We start from the raw sequence: 18970 nt of genomic DNA, 5'->3' as shown, positions 1-18970 counted from the left end.
GGCGTCTATGTTACGAGGAGCCCCGCGCCCCACACCCGCCGCCGAGGAGGGCCTCCGTGCCGCCGTACACCCCTGCCGCCGCCGAGGCGCTCCTGACCGCGCCCGGGGCGCCCTTCGCCGTCGAGCGGGGGCCGGACGGGGTGCTCGTGTACGCGTCGGGGCCGCGGACCCTGCGCGAGTTCGCCGAGGTCACCTGGGCGTACGGGGACAGGCCCTTCCTCGTGGCGGAGAGCGGCACGTACACCTACGGGGAGTTCTTCGCGGCGGCCTCGGCGCTGGCCCGGCGCCTGGTGGAGGAGTACGGGCTGCGCAAGGGCGACCGCGCGGCGGTGGCGATGCGCAACCTCCCCGAGTGGCAGATCGCGTTCTGGGCGACCCAGCTGGCCGGGCTGGTGGCGGTGCCGCTGAACGCCTGGTGGACCGGGGCGGAGCTGGGTCACGCGCTCGACGACTGCGCGCCCGGTGTGCTGCTGGTGGACGGGGAGCGGGCGGCCCGGGTGGCGGACTGGGCGCACGCGGCGGGGGTGCGGGGCATCGTCTTCCAGGGTTCGGACCCGGCCCCGAGGGGCTTCGAGGCGTACGAGGACCTGGGCGCGCCCGACCCGGCGGCCGGGCCGCCGGACGTGCCGGTGTCGCCGGACGACGACGCCACGATCATCTACACCTCCGGCACCACCGGCCGCCCCAAGGGCGCCGTGGCCACCCACCTCGCCCAGGCCGGGGCGGCGATGAACGCGCGCTTCCACGCGGCCGCCTCCGCGCTCGGCCGGGGCCTGGTGCCCGGGCAGGGGCCCGCGCCGGTGTCCCTGGTCACCTATCCGTTCTTCCACGTCGCCGGGTTCAGCGGCTTCTACTCGGTGATGGGCTCGGGCGGCACCCTGGTCATGATGCGCGCGTGGGACCCGGACCGGGCCCTCGCCCTGATCCGCGAGCACGGCGTGACGCACTACGCGGGCGTGCCCACCACCGCCCTCCAGCTGCTGGACGCGGCCGAGCGGGCGGGCGACCCGATGGCGTCGCTGCGCATGCTCAACACCGGCGGCTCCGCCGCGCCGCCCACCCTGGTGGAACGGCTGACCGCGCGGTACGGGGAGCGGGTGGAGCCGCGCAACGGGTACGGGCTGACCGAGACCAGCGGCGGCGTGCTGGCCTGCTTCGGCGCGGAGTACCGGCGGAGGCCGCAGAGCGTGGGCCGCCCGACGCCCACCACGGAGGTGCGGGTGGTAGGCGAGGACGGCGCCGATGTGCCCGAGGGCGGGGTGGGCGAACTCCGGCTGCGCGCCCAGGCGAACGTACGGGGCTACTGGAACGACCCCGCCGCCACCGCGCGCGCCTTCGCCGGCGGCTGGTTCAGGACCGGCGACCTCGCGGTGGCGCGGGACGGCGGGATCGCGGTGGTCGACCGGCTCAAGGACATGGTGATCCGGGGCGGCGAGAACGTCTACTGCGTGGAGGTCGAGTCCGTCCTCCACGGCCATCCGGCGGTGCTGGACGCGGCGGTGGTGGGAGTGGCGCACGCGGAGCTGGGGGAGGAGGTGGCGGCGGTGGTGCAGGCGGCTTCACCGGTCACCCCGGAGGAGCTGCGGGCGTACGCGTCACGGGTCCTGGCCGCGTACAAGGTCCCCGCGCACGTGCTCGTACGGACGGTTCCGCTGCCGCGCAACGCGACGGGGAAGGTGCTGAAGGGGGAGCTGCGGGGGGAGGTGGAGGGGTGGCTGCGGGGGAGGTTCAGTCTCGGGTGACCCGCACGCGGTAGTTCCCCAGTTCGTCCGCCCCCAGGACGGCGACCCGTACCCCCCGCTCCCGGTCGGTGAACGTCTCGCCGGCCCCGAAGGGCGCGTCGGAGAGCTCCGCGTGCACATTGGGCCGCCGCGTACACCCGCCGCTGTCCTTCGCGCTGTCCGCCACGGTGATCGGCCCCCGCCCCGTGTCGACGTCCGTGCTGACCCGGTACACCAGCACCCCCGGCTTGCACACCGCCTCGTCGTTCCCGGTCCGCGTCCGCACCTCCACCGCGTACCCGCTCTCGTCCGACAGGGGCACGAACACCAGCTTGCGGCCCGTCCCAGGGGCCGCCAGCGGGGTCAGCAGGTACTCGCTGATACCCGCCCCCGCCGCACACCCCACCTGCGCGTTGTCCAGCCAGCCCAGCTTCCACTTGTGCCAGCCCAGCAGGTCGTTGTTGGCCCCCCAGTCCTCGGACATGATGTCCCAGTGGCCGACCGCGCCCCCGCCCTCGGGCGTGTAGAGGTCGGGCAGCCCGAAGACATGGCCGTTCTCGTGGGGCAGCACCCGGTAGCCCGTCTCGCGGTACGAGCCGGAGCCGTCGTCCTGGCGGCTGTAGACGAAGGACGTGTTGGAGAGCGGGACCCCGTCCGCGAGGGGCGCGTCCTCGTTCCCGGAGAACGTCACCGACAGCACCGTGTCCAGCGCGGAGGGCCCCGCGTTCGGCGACATGAGGATGTTGACCAGGTCGTACGCCGCGAAGTTCACCCGGGAGTCGGCCGCCGCCACGATGTCCTTGACCAGCCGCCGGTAGCCCGGCTCGTACGGCGAGCCGCGTTCTATGCCGTACGCGGCGAACGACTGCGGCATCCGCAGCCACTGCGGCAGGGGGGCGTCGGGGCGGTAGTCGAGCCGTCCGTACGACGCGGTGCGGAACCACTGGGTGGTCTGGGGGAAGAACTCCGCGTACCGGCTCAGCGCGGACTCGGTGCCCTGCGCGTCCGGGAAGTCGACCATCAGGGTCAGGGCGCGGATGGTGCCCGTGGAGTGGGTGTAGCCCGGCGGGGTGGGCAGGCCCTCCGACATCTGCACGCCGAGGGTGGCGTTGATCCGGCACGGGGCGAGCGCGGTCTCGCCGCCGGTGGCCACCGGTCCGGCCGACGCCCGCAGGGGGGGCATCAGGGTGGTGCTGCCCGCGGTCATCGAGGCGAGCACCGCGGCGGCGAGGGCCGCGCCCGCGACGGTACGGCGGCGGCGCGGGTCGCGCGGCCCGCCGGGTATCCGGCGGTGCGGTCTGCCGGACTCCTCCATGCGCACCCTCGCCTTCGCCCACCGGCAGCCGGCCGCTCCGGGCTGCGCTCGTGCGATCACCCTGTGTCGGGCGTGTCGCGGGCGCGCGCTGGGTGAGCCGTGCGTGTGGTTTTCCGGTACGGGAGGTGTGACTCAGGTCACAGGAAACTGAGTCCGGGGGCGGAAATAACCGGGGAGCCTTTCCCCGTTTGCACCTGTGTCCCGCCGAAACGGGGAGAGCTTCCCCGGTTCCGGTTCGGACGACGACTTCGTACGCAGCAGAAGGAGCAAGCCGTGTCCACCGCCACCCCGAGCACCGCAGCGGAGCCCCGTCGCGCCCCGCGGCCGCGGGCCGACGCCCTGCGCAACCGGGAGCGGATCATCGCGGCCGCGCGCGAGATGTTCGTCGAGGAGGGGGCCATGGTGCCGCTCGACGAGATCGCCAAGCGCGCGGGCATCGGCAACGCCACGCTCTACCGGCACTTCCACGACCGCACCGAGCTGATCACCAGCGTGGTGCTCGCGGTGATGGAACGGGGGGCGGTGGCCGCGGAGACCGCGATCGCCGAGGAGCCCGACGCCTTCGCCGCGCTGCGCCGGTTCGTCCTGAACGCGGCCGACGAGCGCATCGGCGCCCTGTGCCCGATGCTCTCCGAGAGCTTCGACAAGGACGTGCCGGAGCTGAACGCCGCCCGGGAACGCCTCGACGGGGCCGTCCGTGTCCTGATGGCGCGGGCCCGGCGCAGCGGCCAGTTGCGCGACGACGTCGACGTGGGCGATCTGATGGTCGCCCTCACTCAGCTCACCCGGCCGCTGCCGGGCACCGCGTGCCCGAACATGGACCGGTTCGTCCAACGCCATCTCCAGCTCTTCCTCGACGGGCTCATGGCCCCGGCGCGGTCCGAGCTGCCGGGGACGGCGGCGACCATGCGGGACCTCAGCCAGCCGTAACCGGCCCCGCGCCCGGGCGGCGAGCCCGCTCAGCACACCCAGACCTCAGACCTTCAGTACTTCCTACTCAGCACGCAGCACACATCACTCAGCACTCCGCTCATCGCACCATCGCGTCCCAAGGTGGCTACACCCATGTCGAAAACCGTCGAGGCTCGGAAGAACGAGCCCCAGGACCTCGCTCCTGACCCCAGTCGCTGGAAGGCCCTCGCCTTCATCGCGCTCGCCCAGCTGATGGTCGTGCTCGACGCGACGATCGTGAACATCGCCCTGCCCTCCGCCCAGACCGACCTGGGCATCTCCGACGGCAACAAGCAGTGGGTCATCACGGCCTACGCCCTCGCCTTCGGCGGTCTGCTGCTCTTCGGCGGCCGCATAGCCGACCTCTGGGGACGCAAGCGCACCTTCGTCGTCGGTCTGCTCGGCTTCGCCGCGGCCTCCGCGCTCGGTGGCGCCGCCACCGACCAGACCATGCTGCTCGGCTCCCGCGCGCTCCAGGGCGCGTTCGGCGCGCTGCTCGCGCCCGCCGCGCTCTCCCTGCTCGCGGTGATGTTCACCGACGCCAAGGAGCGCGCCAAGGCGTTCGGCATCTACGGCGCGATCGCCGGTGGCGGCGGCGCCGTCGGCCTGATCCTCGGCGGCTTCCTCACCGAGTACCTGAACTGGCGCTGGACCTTCTTCGTCAACATCCCGTTCGCGATCGTCGCCGCGGCCGGTGCCTACTTCGTCATCCGTGAGCCCTCCGGCACCCGCAACCGCTCGCCGCTGGACGTCCCGGGCGTGGTCCTGTCCACCCTCGGCCTGGTCGCGCTGGTCTACGGCTTCACCCGCGCCGAGTCGGCCGGCTGGTCGGACACGCTGACGGTGACGATGTTCGTCTCCGCCGTCGTGCTGCTGGCCGCCTTCGTCGCCACCGAGGCCCGGGTCAAGCACCCGCTGCTGCCGCTGCGCGTCATCACCAACCGCAACCGGGGCGGGGTCTACCTCTCCCTCGGCCTCGCGATCATCGCGATGTTCGGCCTCTTCCTCTTCCTGACGTACTACCTCCAGGTCGTGAAGGGCTACTCGCCGGTCAAGACCGGCTTCGCGTTCCTGCCGATGATCGCGGGCATGATCACCGGTTCCACCCAGATCGGTGCCCGGCTGATGACCCGGGTGCCGCCGCGCCTGCTGATGGGCCCCGGCTTCCTGACCGCCGGCATCGGCATGCTGATCCTCACCCAGCTTCAGATCGACACCTCCTACGCCGGGCTGATCCTGCCGGCGCAGCTCCTGCTCGGCCTCGGCATGGGCACCGCCTTCATGCCCGCCATGTCGCTGGCCACCATCGGGGTCGAGCCGCGTGACGCGGGAGTCGCCTCCGCCATGGTCAACACCTCGCAGCAGGTGGGCGGCGCCATCGGCACGGCCCTGCTGAACACCATCGCCGCCTCGGCCACCACGGCGTACGCCACCTCGCACGCCGCCGGCGCCAAGAGCCTGGAGCTGCTGAAGCTCCAGGCGATGGTGCACGGCTTCACCAGCGCCATCTGGTGGGCGGTCGGCATCCTGGTGGTCGCCTCGGCGATCGCGGTCACCTTCATCAACACCGGCCGCCCCGACACCGGTTCGCTCTCCGGCTCCGGTGACGGCGAGGGTGCCGAGGACGAGATCCGGGTGCCGGTGATCGCCCACTGACGCCGACCGCCTACGTGGGGGACGCGTAAGCGGGAAGCAGAGCACGCACCGGGCGCGGACCTGTCAGGCTCTCAACGGAGCCAGGGCAGGTCCGCGCCTGCGTCCTTGGGCTGGAGGCCCTCGGCGATCACCCGCATGATCTGCCCGAGCTGTTCGGCCTGTTCGGGGGTGAGCCGGTCGAACATGGCCTGGCGCACGGCCGCCACATGGCCCGGCGCGGTGCGCTCCAGGACCTCGAAGCCCTCGTCGGTGAGCGCCGCGAACTGGCCGCGCTTGTCGGAGGGGCAGTCCTCGCGCCGCACCCAGCCGTTCTTCTCCAGCCGCGCGATCGCGTGCGAGAGCCGGGAACGGGTGATCTTGGCGCCGATGGCCAGCTCGGTCATCCGCAGCCGCCGCCGGGGGGCCTCGGAGAGCTGGATGAGCAGCCCGTAGTAGATGTGCGGCATCCCGGCGTCCCGCTGGAGCTGACGGTCGAGATGGTCTTCCAGGAGCGTCGTGGCGTGGAGGTAGGCACGCCAGGTGCGCTGCTCGTCGTCGCTGAGCCAGCGCGGCTCCTCGGCGGGGGTGGTGGTCATGGGCTCCACTGTACGACCACTCCTTGAAAGTTGAACAAGCCACCATTAATTACGCCAATCACCTGTAAGCCGCCAATCGCCCACAACGGCACGCCCCGGGCGGTTGGTGAGGGGTTTCTGGTGGGGCGGGCGAAAAGGGCGGTGCGGTTCGGCCGGGAGGGGTACCAGGGAACCAGGGCAGTCTGGACATCCTGAGCAACCAGGAGGCGGCGCGGGTCGTCTTCACGGTGGGAGAGAACGGAAACGGGGAGGGCTCTTCCGAGGTGAAGGCAACTGTTTCGGGTGTGACGCCGGTCTCACCTCAGCGGTGGTCGCGGCTGCGGGCCGAACCCCTCGGCACCGGGTCTGACCTGCGCCTCTGTACGTTCCCGCAGCACCCGTGCGGCACTCGGTGGCGGCACAGGGTACTGCATGATCCGGAAATCGATGGTCCGGACGGGAATTCTGTCCGGATTCCAGCCGTTGTTTCCATCGGATGCAGGGCACCCGGAAGGGTGTCGCGACCTACACAGCAAGGGAGCACGCATGGCAACCCGCGCCGTCGCCCGCCGGACCGCAAGCAGCGGATCCGAGTCGGGGAGCAGTGTTCGCGCCGTCAGCGGCGAGATCGCCGACCGCGACCTGGTCGGGATGTACCTCGACGAGATCGCGCGGACGCCGCTGCTCGACGCCGCCAAGGAGGTCGAGCTCTCCCAGACCATCGAGGCAGGGGTGTACGCACGCCAGATCCTCGACGGAGAGGTGGAGAGCAAGGCGGGCGGCGCCTCCCGCGAGGAGCTCGAAGCCCTGGTCGCCGCCGGTGAGCGGGCCAAGGACCTCTTCATCCGCTCCAACCTCCGCCTCGTCGTGGCCGTGGCCCGGCGCTATCCCCGGGCCGGTCTTCCGCTGCTCGACCTGATCCAGGAGGGCAACGCGGGCCTGGTCCGCGCGGTCGAGAAGTTCGACTACGCCAAGGGCTTCAAGTTCTCGACGTACGCGACGTGGTGGATCCGCCAGGCCATCACCCGCTCCATAGCCGACCAGTCCCGCACCATCCGCCTCCCCGTCCACCTGGTGGAGGAGCTGGGCCGCATCCGCCGCGTCCAGCGCGAGTTCAACCGGGAGAACGGCAGGGACCCGGAGGCCGCCGAGGTGGCCGCGGAGCTGGGCTCCACCCCGGAGCGCGTCGCCGACGTCCTGGACTGGGCGCGCGACCCGGTCTCGCTCAACATGGCGGTCGACGACCAGGGCGAGACCCAGTTCGGGGACCTCCTGGAGGACACCTCGGCGATCTCGCCCGAGCAGTCGGTGCTCACGCTGCTGCGCAGCGAGGAGCTCGACGACCTGATCGGCAAGCTCGACCAGCGCACCGCCTCGATCATCAAGATGCGGTACGGGATCGACGACGGCCGCGAGCGCACGCTGACGGAGGTCGGCAAGGAGCACGGCCTGACCCGCGAGCGCATCCGCCAGATCGAGAAGCACGCCCTGCTGGAACTGAAGAAGATGGCACGGGACACGGGCTTCGACGCGGCGGCGTAACGATCCGCCCCGGCCCGCCCCCCAAGACGAGCCCCCGGCGCCCTCCCCCCCTGGTGCCGGGGGCTCCCCCCTGCCCGGGACCGGCCCCCGGGTGCCCGGGGACTACTCGGGCTGCGGCCCCGCCGCCCGGGTCAGCCGGGCCCCCAGATCCGCCAGGTAGTCCGTCAGCGCCCCCGGTGAGGCCACCGCGAACTCGCAGTCCACCAGCGCCAGCCGGATCGCCACCCACTCCAGCGACTCCGTCACCCGCGCCCGCAGCCGGCACCGCGCCCGGCCGAGCGGCACCGGCGCCCCCATCGAGGCGGCGAGCCGCGCCGTCACGAAGTCGGCGGGCGCCTCGAACGTCACGTCCAGGTCCAGCTCCGGCTGCATCCGCGACAGCGACCGGCTCACGAACTCCGCCGCGTCCTGCGCGGGCAGCTCCCGGGGCGCGAACCGCGACCCCGTCGCGAAGGGCGAGGCCACCCGGTCGACCCGGAACGTACGCCAGTCCTCGCGCTCGATGTCGTACGCCACCAGGTACCAGCGCCGTCCCGTCGACACCAGGCGGTACGGCTCGACCTGGCGGCGCGACTCGCTGCCGTCGCCCTTGCGGTAGTCGAAGCGCAGCCGCTCCGTGCCGGTGACGGCCGAGGCCATCACGGTCAGGGTGTGCGGATCGACACTCGCCCCGTCGCCGCGCCACGGCCCGGTCAGCGGCATCGTGGCGGCCTGGAGGGTGGCGACCCGGTGCCGCAGCCGGGACGGCAGCACCTGCTCCAGCTTGGCCAGCGCCCGCACCGACGCCTCCTCCACCCCGTCGACCGCGTGGCCCGCGCCCGCGCGCAGTCCCACCGCGATGGCCACCGCCTCCTCGTCGTCGAGGACCAGCGGCGGCATCGCCTTCCCGGCCACCAGCCGGTACCCGCCATCGGCGCCCAGGGTCGCCTGGACCGGATACCCCAGCTCGCGCAGCCGGTCCACATCGCGGCGGACCGTGCGCCGGGAGACGCCGAGGCGGTCCGCGAGCTCGCCGCCGGGCCACTCGCGGGGCGTCTGGAGCAGGGAGAGGAGCTGGAGCAGCCGAGCCGGGGTGTCCGTCATGAGATCCAGGATGCGGGAAAATTAGGACGCACTCTGACCTACATACGGTCTAACTTCTCTCCCATGACCTCCACCACGCCCACCCCTCCAGAAGCCGCGGCCCCCGGCACAGCGGCCGCCGCGAACGACCGCCGACGGTGGTTCGCCCTGGCCATCGTGATGACCGCGGCCTTCATGGACCTGGTCGACGTCACGATCGTCAACGTAGCGATTCCCTCGATCCAGAAGGACACCGGGGCCACCTTCGCCTCGATCCAGTGGATCACCGCGGGATACGCCCTGGCGTTCGCCGCCGGTCTGATAACCGGCGGCCGCCTCGGTGACATCCACGGCCGCAAGAAGCTCTTCCTCATCGGCATGACCGGCTTCACCATCGCCTCGGCGCTCTGCGGCCTCGCGGCCAACCCCGAGATGCTGGTCGCCTCCCGCATCCTTCAGGGGGCCATGGCCTCGCTGATGGTGCCGCAGGTCCTGTCGATCATTCACGCGACCTTCCCGGCCGAGGAGCGCGGCAAGGTCTTCGGCATGTTCGGCGCGGTCATCGGCCTGGGCGCGGTCTCCGGCCCGATCCTGGGCGCGCTGCTGACCGAGTGGAACCTGTTCGGCCTCGAGTGGCGGCCGATCTTCCTGATCAACCTGCCCGTCGGCGTCGCCGGTCTGGTCCTGGGCGCCAAGTTCATCACCGAGTCCAAGGCACCCAAGGCCCTCAAGCTCGACCTGGTGGGCGTCGCGCTGGTCACCCTCGGCCTGCTGATGCTGCTCTACCCGCTGACCCGCGGCCGCGAGCTGGGCTGGCCGCTGTGGGGACACCTGGCGATGGCCGGCAGCCTCGTCGTCTTCGGCGCGCTCGTGGCGTACGAGCGGGTCAAGGCGCGCAGGGACGGCTCGCCGCTGGTGGAGCTCTCGCTGTTCCGGGTGAAGAGCTTCGCGGCGGGCATCGCGGTGCAGATGACGTTCGGCATCGCGATGGGCATCTTCTTCCTGGTCTGGACGCTGTACATGCAGTTGGGGCTGGGCTGGAGCGCGCTGCGGGCCGGTCTGACCGGTATCCCGTTCTCCATCGCCATGTCGGCCGCGGCGGGCATGTCCGTCCAGTCGCTGGTGCCCCGGTTCGGCCGCAAGGTGCTCCAGGCGGGCGCCCTGGTGACCGCCCTCGGCCTGCTCATCTACATCTGGGAGGCGCGCCACTTCGGCATGGACATCGAGTCCTGGCAGATGGCGCTGCCGCTGGTGGTCCTCGGCATCGGCATGGGCCTGATCGTCGCCCCGCTCACCGACGCGGTCCTCTCCGAGGTCCCGCAGGAGCACGCGGGCTCCGCCTCCGGCCTGATCAACACCGTGCAGCAGATGGGCAACGCGCTGGGCCTCGGCCTGGTCTCCGTGGTCTTCTTCGGCGCGATCGACGACGACCTCCCGTTCGCCGAGATCGGCCCGGCCTTCTCGGACGCCTTCCAGCGCTCGCTGTGGGTCGTGTCGGGCGTCTGCGCGCTGATCTTCGTCGGGATGTTCCTGCTGCCGGCCCGGCCCAAGCAGCACCTGGAGGGCGGCGCGGACGCGACGCCGTCCGACGGCGTCGCCAAGGAACCGGCGCTGACGCCGTGACGCGGTGGGCGAACCGGTAGGCGGACGACGGCGCCGGGCCGGGTGGAGAGACCTCCACCCGGCCCGGCGCCGTCGTTTCCCAGGGCCCCGCAGAAGACCCGCGTCCTGCGCCGGCCCCTCAGGAGACCCGCGCCCGCCGCTCCACCGCCGCCCGCGCCGAGTCCTGTGCCGCGTACACCTCGCACATGTGGCGGCCGTCCGGGGTCGCCGTGTGCTCGACCTCCCACAGGCTCAGCTCGCCGCCGTCACGGAGCAGGAACGCGTGCTCGTACAGGATGGCGCCGCCGCGCCCGGCCGCACCGCCGTGGCCGCCGAGGGCCCGGGTGATGCGGTGGGCGACGGCGCCGCGCAGTAAGCGGGCCACGCTCTCACCGGGCCGGTCCGGGTTCTCGGCGCGGCGCAGCAGCCGCCGCGCGTGGTCGGCCGAGCCGTCCGCCTCGTATGTTCGGTGCGCCCCGGCGCGCTCCACCGGCGCCAGCCCGCTCAGGACCTCGATGCCGGTGAGGCCCGGGTCCAGACCGTCGTCCGCGGCCCCCGGCGCCAGGTCCGGCCGGATCCGCCGGCACAGCCGGGCCGCGGCGAGCACGGCGCTCTCCTCGTCCGCGTACACCTCGTTGCCCCGGCCGTGCACGACCTCCCAGAGGGTGACCGTGGTGCCGTCGAGGAGGAGATAGGTGTGGCGGTAGGTCTCGCGGCTGAGCCGGGGGCGGCCTGGGCCGCCCGAGGCGTGCAGCGACGAATGCAGCGAAGTGGTGTGCGCGAGGGCCGAGTCGAGGCTCTCCACCAGCTCGTCCGGAAGGTCGAACGAGTTCAGCGCGCGGCCGAGCAGGCCGGCGAGGTGGTCCTCGGCCGTCTCGTACTCGCACTCGTTGGGCACCAAGGCGTCTCCCCGCCGTAGCTGTTCGTCACGTAGAGGGTGCTCAACGTAGCCCTTGCGCGCGCTTCGCGCAGCGGGCATGGCCGAAACATTCTCATCGGCTTGGAACGGCCGGGTGCGGCGGGGGAGTCGGCCCGGGGGCGGGGCCCCGGGCCGTGCTGGGCGGGTCGTCAGACGGCGCTGCCCGCCTGCCATTCGGCCCACGCCATGTTCCAGCCGTTCAGGCCGTTGTCGGGGGCGATCGTCTTGTCGGGCGAGCCCTTCACGGTCACCACGTCACCGATCAGCGAGTGGTCGAAGAACCACTTGGCGGGGGTGTCGCCCCGGGCGCCCCGGACGTCCTTCAGCCCCACGCACCCGTGGCTGGTTCCCGAGTTGCCGAACGGGTCGCCCTTGTACCAGTAGTTGCCGTGCAGGAAGGTCCCCGAGGTGGACAGGCGCATCGCGTGCGGTACGTCCTTGATGTCGTACTCGCCGCCGAAGTTGACCGTGGCGCCGTTCATCCGGGTCTCGGTGAACTTCTCGGAGATCACCATCTGCCCGTTGTACGTGCTGTGTTCGGCGCTGCCGGTCGAGACGGGCAGGGTCTTGACGGTCCTGCCGTCCTGCCGCACGGTCATCTGCTGCGTCTTGGCGTCGACCGTGGAGACCTGGTTGCGGCCGATGGTGAAGGTGACGGTCTTGGACTGCACGCCGGAGATGTCCCGGCCGCCCTGGACCCCGTCCAGGTCGATCTTCATCGTCACCTTGGACCCGGCCTTCCAGTACTCCTGCGGCCGGAAGTCCAGGCGCTGGCCGCCGAACCAGTGGCCGACCACCTGCTGGCCGCTGCTGGAGCTGACCGTGATGTGGGACTGGACGGCCTTCTTGTCGGTGATCGCCTTGTCGAAGGTGAACGAGACCGGCATGCCGACGCCCACGGTCGCGCCGTTGTCCGGGGTGTAGGTGCCGATGAAGCTGTTCTTCGAGGAGACCGTGGTGAAGGCGGAGTTCTCGGTCGCGGGCCGCCCCTTGTCGTCCCTGCCGGTCGCCATGATCTTGTACGGCGTGCCGCGCTCCACCTTCGCGGTGGGCTTCCAGGACAGCCCGTCGGCGGCGAGCGCCCCGGCCACGGCCTTGCCGGTCTGCGCCTCGACCATGGTGACCCGGGTGAGCCTGCCGCCCTGGGCGGTGACGGCGGTGCTGTTGACGCTCGCGTTGGTGGAGCCGTCCTTCGCCGAGATCGTGATCTTCAGCGTGGAGACGTCCTGGGCGGGGGCCGAGTCGCCGCCCCTGCCCTTGCCGTCGCCCTTGTCGGAGCCGGACGCGTTGCCGCCGCAGGCGGTCAGGGTCAGGGCGCCGAGCAGCAGGGCCGACGCGGCGGTGAACGCCCGGCGCCGGGCGCGCGGTTGCTGCGAGGTGCGGGGCTGCGGCCGCGCGGCGGTGTCGGGCGAGATCACGTGGTGGCTCCATCTGTGCGTACGTCACTCAGTACGTGCACAGAGCACTCACACGGCCGTTACGGTTGCGGGGACGCTCTGTGACTCACGCCACAGGGGGGTGTGGTGGGCGCGCCACGGGCCGGCTCAACTCCCGTACAGGTCCCGGTACGAGGGGAACGTCCCGCCGGCGCCGTCCACCCCCTCGGCGGCGAGCACGGCCTTGGTGATCGCGCGGGCCACCACGTCCGCGCCCGCCGCCAGCACCGCGTTGAGATCGGCGGGCGACAGCGACGCGCCGGTGGCGGTGGCGGCGGCGGTGCCGGTGGCGAGGGCGAAGACGGTGTCCCCGTCGTGCATCAGATGCACCGGGCGGATCGCCCGCGCCAGCCCGTCGTGCGAGGTGCCCGCCAGCTTCTGCGCCTGCGGCCGGGTGAGCGGCGCGTCGGTGGCGACCACCGCGAGCGTGGTGTTCAGGGGCGGCAGCCCGGAGGTGGCACGGGCCCGGCCGAGCCGCTCCAAGGCCGCCTCGTGGACGGCCGGTTCGGGGTACGCCACGCGCCCCGGCACCCCGTACAGCGCCCCCGTCGCGGGGTCGAACACCGAGCCCACGCAGTTGACGACGGCCAGCGCCCCGACGGTGGCGCCGCAGGGCAGGGTGAGGCTCGCGGTGCCGACCCCGCCCCTGAGGCCGCCCGCTACGGCCCCGGTCCCGGCGCCGACGCCGCCCTGGGCGACCTCGGTGCCCGCCGCCTCGCAGGCGGCCCGGCCGGTGGCCGCGTCCGGACGGGCGCGCCAGTCGCCGCCGCGCCCGAGGTCGAAGACGCAGGCGGCCGGGACGACCGGCACGACCTGGTGCGGCTCGGGCCCCACCCGGACCCCGCGCCCCCGCTCCTCCAGCCAGGCCATCACACCGCCCGCGGCGTCCAGTCCGTACGCGCTGCCGCCCGTCAGCACCACGGCGTCGATCCGCTCGACGACGTTGCGCGGGTCGAGGGCGTCGGTCTCCCGGGTGCCGGGCCCGCCGCCGCGCACATCGACGCCCGCGACCGCGCCGGGGGCCGGGGCGAGGACGACGGTGGTCCCGCTCAGGGCGCGCTCGCCGGGGACACGGGCGTGCCCGACGAGGAAGCCGGGCACATCCGTGAGGGAGTCGGCCCTGGCGGGCTTCGCGGTGTCAGCCATGACCGTCGACCCTATGGCCCTCTCCCTCCCCGTCGCGACCGGTCAGCGCCACACCCGCCGCCACGGTGGCGGCGGCCACCAGACCGGCGGCCAGGACGGCGCCGTGCCCGGCGAACGTGCAGGCCAGGGTCGCCACCGCCGAGACGGGCAGGACCAGCTGCTGGGCGAGGGTGCGCTTGAAGTGGCGCGAGTGCAGCGCCCAGACGGTGAGCATGAACAGGGCGGCGGGCACGGTGACGGCCGCCGAGGCCGCCGCCGTGGAGATGTGCGCCTTGCCGACGGCCTGCTCGACCGCCACCTCCATCCCGGCCCCGATGGCGGCGGCCGAGCCGAGGATGACGAAGTGCCCGTACCCCCAGGTGAACGCCTGGCGGTTGGAGGTGAGATGGCCCGCGATCGGTACGGCGAAGTAGATCCACCAGGCCGCGAAGACGATCAGCAGCCCACCGCCCGCGAGCGGCAGCAGCTCGCCCAGCGCCTCGTGCTCGTCGAGCGCCTCCTGTACGGCGACGGTGGCGGCGGCGACCGTCTCGCCCAGCACGATCAGGGTGAACAGGCCGTACCGCTCGGCGATGTGGTGCGGATGCCAGGTGCTCTGCGCGTCCCGCTCGGCGATCATGGGGACGGCGATCTCGGCGAGGGCCAGCACCACGAACAACCAGGAGCGGGCGGTGCCGGCCGGCACGAAGAGCAGCCCGACCCAGCCGAGCTGGCACACGACGAGCCCCGCGGCGTACCGCAGCGCCATCCGCCGCTCGCCCGCGTCCGCCGCGTTGTGCGCCGCCCGCAGCCACTGGCTGGTCAGGGCGAGCCGCATCACGATGTAGCCGATGACGCAGACGGTGAAGTCGCGGTGGTCGAAGGCGCGCGGCACCCCGGCGGCCAGGACGAGGACGCCGGTGATCTGGACGAGCGTGACGACCCGGTAGAGCGCGTCGTCGCTGTCGTACGCCGAGGCGAACCAGGTGAAGTTCATCCAGGCCCACCAGATGGCGAAGAAGACGGCGGTGTAGCCGGCCAGCCCGGCGCCGAGATGGCCCTCGGCGAGCGAGTGGACGAGCCGCGCGCCGGCCTGCGCGACGGCGACGACGAAACAGAGGTCGAAGAAGAGTTCCAGGGGAGTGGCCGCGCGGTGTTCCTCGTGGCGGCTGCGTGCGGTCATGCGGGGCATGCCCCAAGGAGATCAGACGCGGAGGTGGCGAGGGGGGCAACGGGGGCGCCCGGGCGGGTTGCCCGGGGGCCGCGGCGGCGGTCGCCGGGGCTCCGGCGCGGGTTGCCCGGGGCCCGGCGCCGAGCGCTCGACGCCGGGCCGTCCGGGCTGCGGGCAGACGGGCGCGGTCCGTCCCGGGCGGGAGTGGGGGCAGCGGCCCGGCCCGCCCGAGGGGCCTGGCGCCGAGCCCGTCCCCTGCGGGCAGAGCGGACCGGCAGGGTCCGTTCCCGGCCGGAAGGGGGCAGCGGCCTGCCCCCGCCGGGGCCCGGCTGGGCCCGTTTCGGGCTGGGCGCAGACTCGCGCGTCCGGTCCCGGCCGGACCAGGAGTGCGGTGGCCCCGTCCGGCCCTGACTGCCATCTGACTGAAGGGTTCACCCCGCCGCCCGTCAAATCGGGTGATAAGGGTCAGGCGCGCCTACGGTGGCCGGGTGACCGAGCCTCCCGCAGCGAACCGACCCGCAGCGAAGCGCCGCGCAGCGAACCGACCCGCAGCGAAGCCTCCCGTAGCGAAGCCTCCCGCGGCGAAGCCTCCCACCGGCAAGCCGGCCGTCGCGCTGCGTGCGACCGCCGCCGGTACCGCCCTCTCCCTCCTGCTGATCCTCGCCATCGTCTTCGGCAGCCGCCGCCTGAAGGACTTCGACTCCGCCCTCCTTCCCTACGCCTGCGCCACCGTCTTCCTCGCCTTCGGCGTCGCCTACCGCTACACCGTGTGGGTCTCCTCCCCGGCCGCCCGCCGCCTTCTCACCCAGGGGTGGCGCAGCCTGTTCTCCATCGCCAACTTCCGCCGGGCGCCCACCGCGCTGCCCAGGATGGCCGCCACCTACCTCGGCCTCCAGAAGTTCCTCGGCGCTCGCTCGCACGCCCGCTGGGCCGCCCACCAGCTGATCTTCTGGGGCTGTCTGCTGGCCGCCGCGATCACCTTCCCCCTCACCTGGGGCTGGTTCACCTTCACCTCCTCCACCGGCGCCGGACCCGGCTACGAGATGAGGATCTGGGGCCTGAAGATCCTCGGCTTCGACTCCCTCGACCTCCTCGGCCGGCTGATGTTCCACGGTCTGGACATCGCCGCCCTCCTGGTCATCCCCGGTGCCTCGTACTTCCTGTGGCGCCGGATGAAGGACCGCGGCGCGATCACCGGCCAGCGCTTCGCCTACGACCTGGTCCCGCTGCTCCTGCTGATCGTCATCTCCGTGACCGGCCTCCTCCTCACCTTCTCGTCGCTCTTCCTGCGCGGCGGCGGCTACGAGTTCCTGGCCGTGCTGCACATGGTGTCGGTGGTGTTCACCCTCATCTACATCCCGTTCGGGAAGTTCTTCCACATCGTCCAGCGGCCCGCCGCCGTGGGGATGCAGCTCTTCAAGTACACCGCCCGCCAGGACGAGCGGGTCTTCCCGTGCCGCCGCTGCGGCGAGCCCGTCGACACCGCCCCCTATGTCGAGAACCTGCGCGGGACCATGCGCGACCTGGAGCTCGGCTTCGACGCCTGGGCCGAGTACTGCCCGCGCTGCAAGCGGGTGCTGCGCGGCTCCGCCTATCTCGCGCACGTCAAGAAGGGCTACAAGTGAACCGGCTCCCGCTGGACCCCTCCCTCGCCCCGCCCGGCACCCGCACCTTCCGGGACGCGGGCGGGATCCCGGCCGACCGGTGGCGCGCCGACAAGGACGGCGAGACCCTCGTGCCCACCCACTGCTGCTTCTGCGGGGTGCAGTGCGGGATGTATCTCCGCGTCGACCGCGGCGGCAAGGTCTTCGGCGTCGAGCCCCGCAACCACGACATCAACCGGATGCGCCTGTGCCCGAAGGGCATCAACGCGTACCAGCAGATCAACCACCCCGACCGGCTCACCGCGCCGCTGCTGCGCCGCTCCCGCGACGAGCCGTTCCGCGAGGCGTCGTGGGAGGAGGCCCTGGACTTCACGGTCGCGGAGATCCGCCGTATCCAGGCCGCCCACGGCAACGATGCCCTCGGTCTGCTGGGCGGGGCCAGCCTCTTCTCCGAGAAGACGTATCTCGTCGGCAAGTTCGCCCGCGTCGCGCTGAAGACACGGCACGTCGACTACAACGGGCGGCTGTGCATGGTCTCCGCGGCCGGCGCCAACAAGCTCGCCTTCGGCATCGACCGGGCCGCCAACCCCTTCTCCGACATCCTCCTCACCGACTGCCTGCTCATCGCCGGTTCCAACGTGGGCGAGTGCTTCCCCGTCATGACGCAGTACGTGTGGGGCGCACGCGACCGGGGCGCCACGCTGATCGTGATCGACCCCCGCGAGACGGCGGTCGCCCGCACCGCCGACATCCACGTGGCCCTCAAGCCCGGCACCGACTCGGCGTTCTTCACCTCGCTCCTGCACGTCGTGGTCGAGGAGGGGCTCGTCGACGAGACCTACCTCGCCGCCCACGCGACGGGCTGGGAGGAGGTCCGGGCCAAGGCGGCCGAGTATCCGCCCGAGCGGGCCGCGGAGATCTGCGGGGTCCCGGCCGCCCAGATCGTCGAGGTGGCCCGTGTCTTCGCCCGCGCCCCCAGGGCCATGGCCTGGCACGCCCGGGGCATCGAGCACCACTCGCAGGGCGTCGAGAACTGCCTCTCCGTGATCAACCTCTGCGTGGCCACCGGCAACCTCGGCAGGCCCGGCGCGGGCTACGGCACCATCACCGGCCAGGGCAACGGCCAGGGCGGCCGCGAGCACGGCCAGAAGGCCGACCTGCTGCCGGGCGGGCGCTCCATCATGAACGCCGAGCACCGGCGGCAGATCTGTGAGATCTGGGGCATCGAGGAGTCCGAACTCCCGCCCGCCGGAACCTCCATGATGGAGATGGTCCATCAGATGCGCCGCCAGGAGATCCGCGGCCTGATCGGCATCTGCAACAACCCCTTCGTCTCGCTCCCGAACTACAGGACGGTCAGGGAGGGCTACGACGCCCTCGAGTTCCACGCCCAATTCGACTTCTTCCTCTCCGAGACCGCGGCCGAGGCGCATGTGGTCTTCCCCGTCACCACCTGGGCCGAGGACGAGGGCGTGATGGCCAACGCCGAGGCCCGGGTGGTCAAGCACAACAAGGCCCAGGAGCCACCCGCCGGAGTCCGCACCGACACCTGGGTGATCTGCCAGCTGGCCCAACGCCTGGGCGCGGGCGACAAGTTCGCCTTCGCCGGTTCGCGCGAGGTCTTCGACGAGCTCCGCGTCGCCTCCGCCGGGACGGTCAACGACTACTACGGCATCACCTACGAGCGCCTGGAGGAGACCGGCGGGATCGTCTGGCCCTGCCCCTCCACCGACCACCCCGGCACCCCGCGCCTGTTCGAGGACGGGCGGACCTCACACCCCGACGGCAAGATCCATATGCAGGTCGTCGAATGGCATCCGCCGATGGACCCGTACGACGACGAGCACCCCCTCTCCCTCACCACCGGCCGGACCGTGGCGCACTTCCTCTCCGGCAATCAGACCCGACGGCTCGGCGCGCTCGTCGAACAGACCCCGCGCCCCTGGGTGGAGGTGCACCCCTCCCACGGCTTCCGCAACGGCGACCCGGTGCGCGTGGTCACCCGGCGCGGCAGCGAGGTCTTCCCCGCCCTGGTCACCGAGGCGATCCGCCCGGACACCGTCTTCATCCCGTACCACTGGCCGGCTCCCACGGCCGCCAATGTGCTCACCATCGACGCTCTCGACCCCCGTTCCAAGATTCCCGAGTACAAGGTCTGCGCCTGCCGCATCGAGCCCGGCGACCGGATCGCCGAGGTCCCCGCGCCGCCGACCGCCCCCGGCCAGGTGGCCCGTCCGGCGGCCCAGGCCTCCCGGACCGACCCCCGGCCGCCCACGTCCCCGCAGGGGCGCGGCACCGCCGAGAGGAGCTGA

General features: G+C 72.4%; 14 protein-coding genes. 7 read left to right on the top strand and 7 right to left on the bottom strand.

Annotation, left to right across the window (positions count from 1 at the left end):
* Nucleotides 1–56: 56 nt before the first annotated feature.
* The gene (locus tag ACZ4MU_RS00935; RefSeq protein WP_467869388.1) at nt 57–1742 is read left to right on the top strand and encodes a class I adenylate-forming enzyme family protein; all 1686 of its coding nucleotides are present in this window, start codon (nt 57–59) and stop codon (nt 1740–1742) included.
* Here ACZ4MU_RS00935 and ACZ4MU_RS00930 read toward each other — a convergent pair.
* Nucleotides 1729–3036 carry a M6 family metalloprotease domain-containing protein gene (locus ACZ4MU_RS00930; RefSeq protein ID WP_467869386.1) on the bottom strand — a complete coding sequence of 436 codons (1308 nt, stop codon included), beginning with the start codon at nt 3034–3036 and terminating at the stop codon, nt 1729–1731. The two genes, ACZ4MU_RS00935 and ACZ4MU_RS00930, sit on opposite strands and share 14 nt — an antisense overlap.
* A 273-nt stretch (nt 3037–3309) precedes the next feature.
* Here ACZ4MU_RS00930 and ACZ4MU_RS00925 point away from each other — a divergent pair, with 273 nt between their 5' ends.
* Both ACZ4MU_RS00925 and ACZ4MU_RS00920 read left to right on the top strand, forming a co-directional pair.
* Nucleotides 3310–3966, top strand: coding sequence for a TetR/AcrR family transcriptional regulator (locus ACZ4MU_RS00925; protein ID WP_467869384.1), 657 nt, complete (start codon nt 3310–3312; stop codon nt 3964–3966).
* Nucleotides 3967–4101: 135 nt separating this feature from the next.
* Nucleotides 4102–5643 (top strand): MFS transporter, encoded by a 1542-nt coding sequence (locus tag ACZ4MU_RS00920; protein ID WP_467869382.1) that lies wholly within the window; start codon nt 4102–4104, stop codon nt 5641–5643.
* A gap of 71 nt (nt 5644–5714) precedes the next feature.
* Here the strand turns inward: ACZ4MU_RS00920 and ACZ4MU_RS00915 are convergent, their stop codons facing one another.
* Nucleotides 5715–6227 (bottom strand): MarR family winged helix-turn-helix transcriptional regulator, encoded by a 513-nt coding sequence (locus ACZ4MU_RS00915; protein WP_467869380.1) that lies wholly within the window; start codon nt 6225–6227, stop codon nt 5715–5717.
* Nucleotides 6228–6743: 516 nt separating this feature from the next.
* On the opposite strand from ACZ4MU_RS00915, the gene ACZ4MU_RS00910 reads away from it, so the two are divergent.
* Nucleotides 6744–7739 carry a sigma-70 family RNA polymerase sigma factor gene (locus ACZ4MU_RS00910; protein ID WP_467869378.1) on the top strand — a complete coding sequence of 332 codons (996 nt, stop codon included), beginning with the start codon at nt 6744–6746 and terminating at the stop codon, nt 7737–7739.
* A gap of 102 nt (nt 7740–7841) precedes the next feature.
* Here ACZ4MU_RS00910 and ACZ4MU_RS00905 read toward each other — a convergent pair whose 3' ends face one another.
* Nucleotides 7842–8822 carry a helix-turn-helix transcriptional regulator gene (locus ACZ4MU_RS00905; protein WP_467869376.1) on the bottom strand — a complete coding sequence of 327 codons (981 nt, stop codon included), beginning with the start codon at nt 8820–8822 and terminating at the stop codon, nt 7842–7844.
* Nucleotides 8823–8885: 63 nt separating this feature from the next.
* Between ACZ4MU_RS00905 and ACZ4MU_RS00900 the strand changes: the two genes are divergently transcribed.
* Nucleotides 8886–10424, top strand: coding sequence for an MFS transporter (locus ACZ4MU_RS00900; RefSeq protein WP_467869374.1), 1539 nt, complete (start codon nt 8886–8888; stop codon nt 10422–10424).
* 118 nt (nt 10425–10542) lie between these two features.
* Here the strand turns inward: ACZ4MU_RS00900 and ACZ4MU_RS00895 are convergent, their stop codons facing one another.
* From ACZ4MU_RS00895 to ACZ4MU_RS00880, 4 genes are all read right to left on the bottom strand, one after another.
* Nucleotides 10543–11304: a DUF6227 family protein gene (locus ACZ4MU_RS00895; protein WP_467869372.1), complete on the bottom strand. Its 762-nt coding sequence runs from the start codon at nt 11302–11304 to the stop codon at nt 10543–10545.
* 167 nt (nt 11305–11471) lie between these two features.
* Nucleotides 11472–12740 carry a L,D-transpeptidase gene (locus ACZ4MU_RS00890; protein ID WP_467869370.1) on the bottom strand — a complete coding sequence of 423 codons (1269 nt, stop codon included), beginning with the start codon at nt 12738–12740 and terminating at the stop codon, nt 11472–11474.
* A 126-nt stretch (nt 12741–12866) separates the two neighbouring features.
* Nucleotides 12867–13904 carry a P1 family peptidase gene (locus ACZ4MU_RS00885; RefSeq protein WP_467869368.1) on the bottom strand — a complete coding sequence of 346 codons (1038 nt, stop codon included), beginning with the start codon at nt 13902–13904 and terminating at the stop codon, nt 12867–12869.
* Nucleotides 13897–15066 (bottom strand): low temperature requirement protein A, encoded by a 1170-nt coding sequence (locus ACZ4MU_RS00880; RefSeq protein WP_467869366.1) that lies wholly within the window; start codon nt 15064–15066, stop codon nt 13897–13899. Before ACZ4MU_RS00880 ends, ACZ4MU_RS00885 begins: the two co-directional genes overlap by 8 nt.
* 602 nt (nt 15067–15668) lie before the next feature.
* On the opposite strand from ACZ4MU_RS00880, the gene ACZ4MU_RS00875 reads away from it, so the two are divergent.
* Both ACZ4MU_RS00875 and ACZ4MU_RS00870 read left to right on the top strand, forming a co-directional pair.
* Nucleotides 15669–16679 (top strand): MFS transporter, encoded by a 1011-nt coding sequence (locus tag ACZ4MU_RS00875; protein WP_467870570.1) that lies wholly within the window; start codon nt 15669–15671, stop codon nt 16677–16679.
* Nucleotides 16676–18970, top strand: a complete 2295-nt coding sequence (locus ACZ4MU_RS00870) for a molybdopterin oxidoreductase family protein (RefSeq protein WP_467869364.1) — start codon at nt 16676–16678, stop codon at nt 18968–18970. Before ACZ4MU_RS00875 ends, ACZ4MU_RS00870 begins: the two co-directional genes overlap by 4 nt.

The sequence above is a fragment of the Streptomyces sp. NPDC026377 genome (assembly GCF_055567715.1).
The sequence above is the reverse complement of the archived record's forward strand: the minus strand, read 5'-3'. Positions and strand labels throughout refer to the sequence as shown.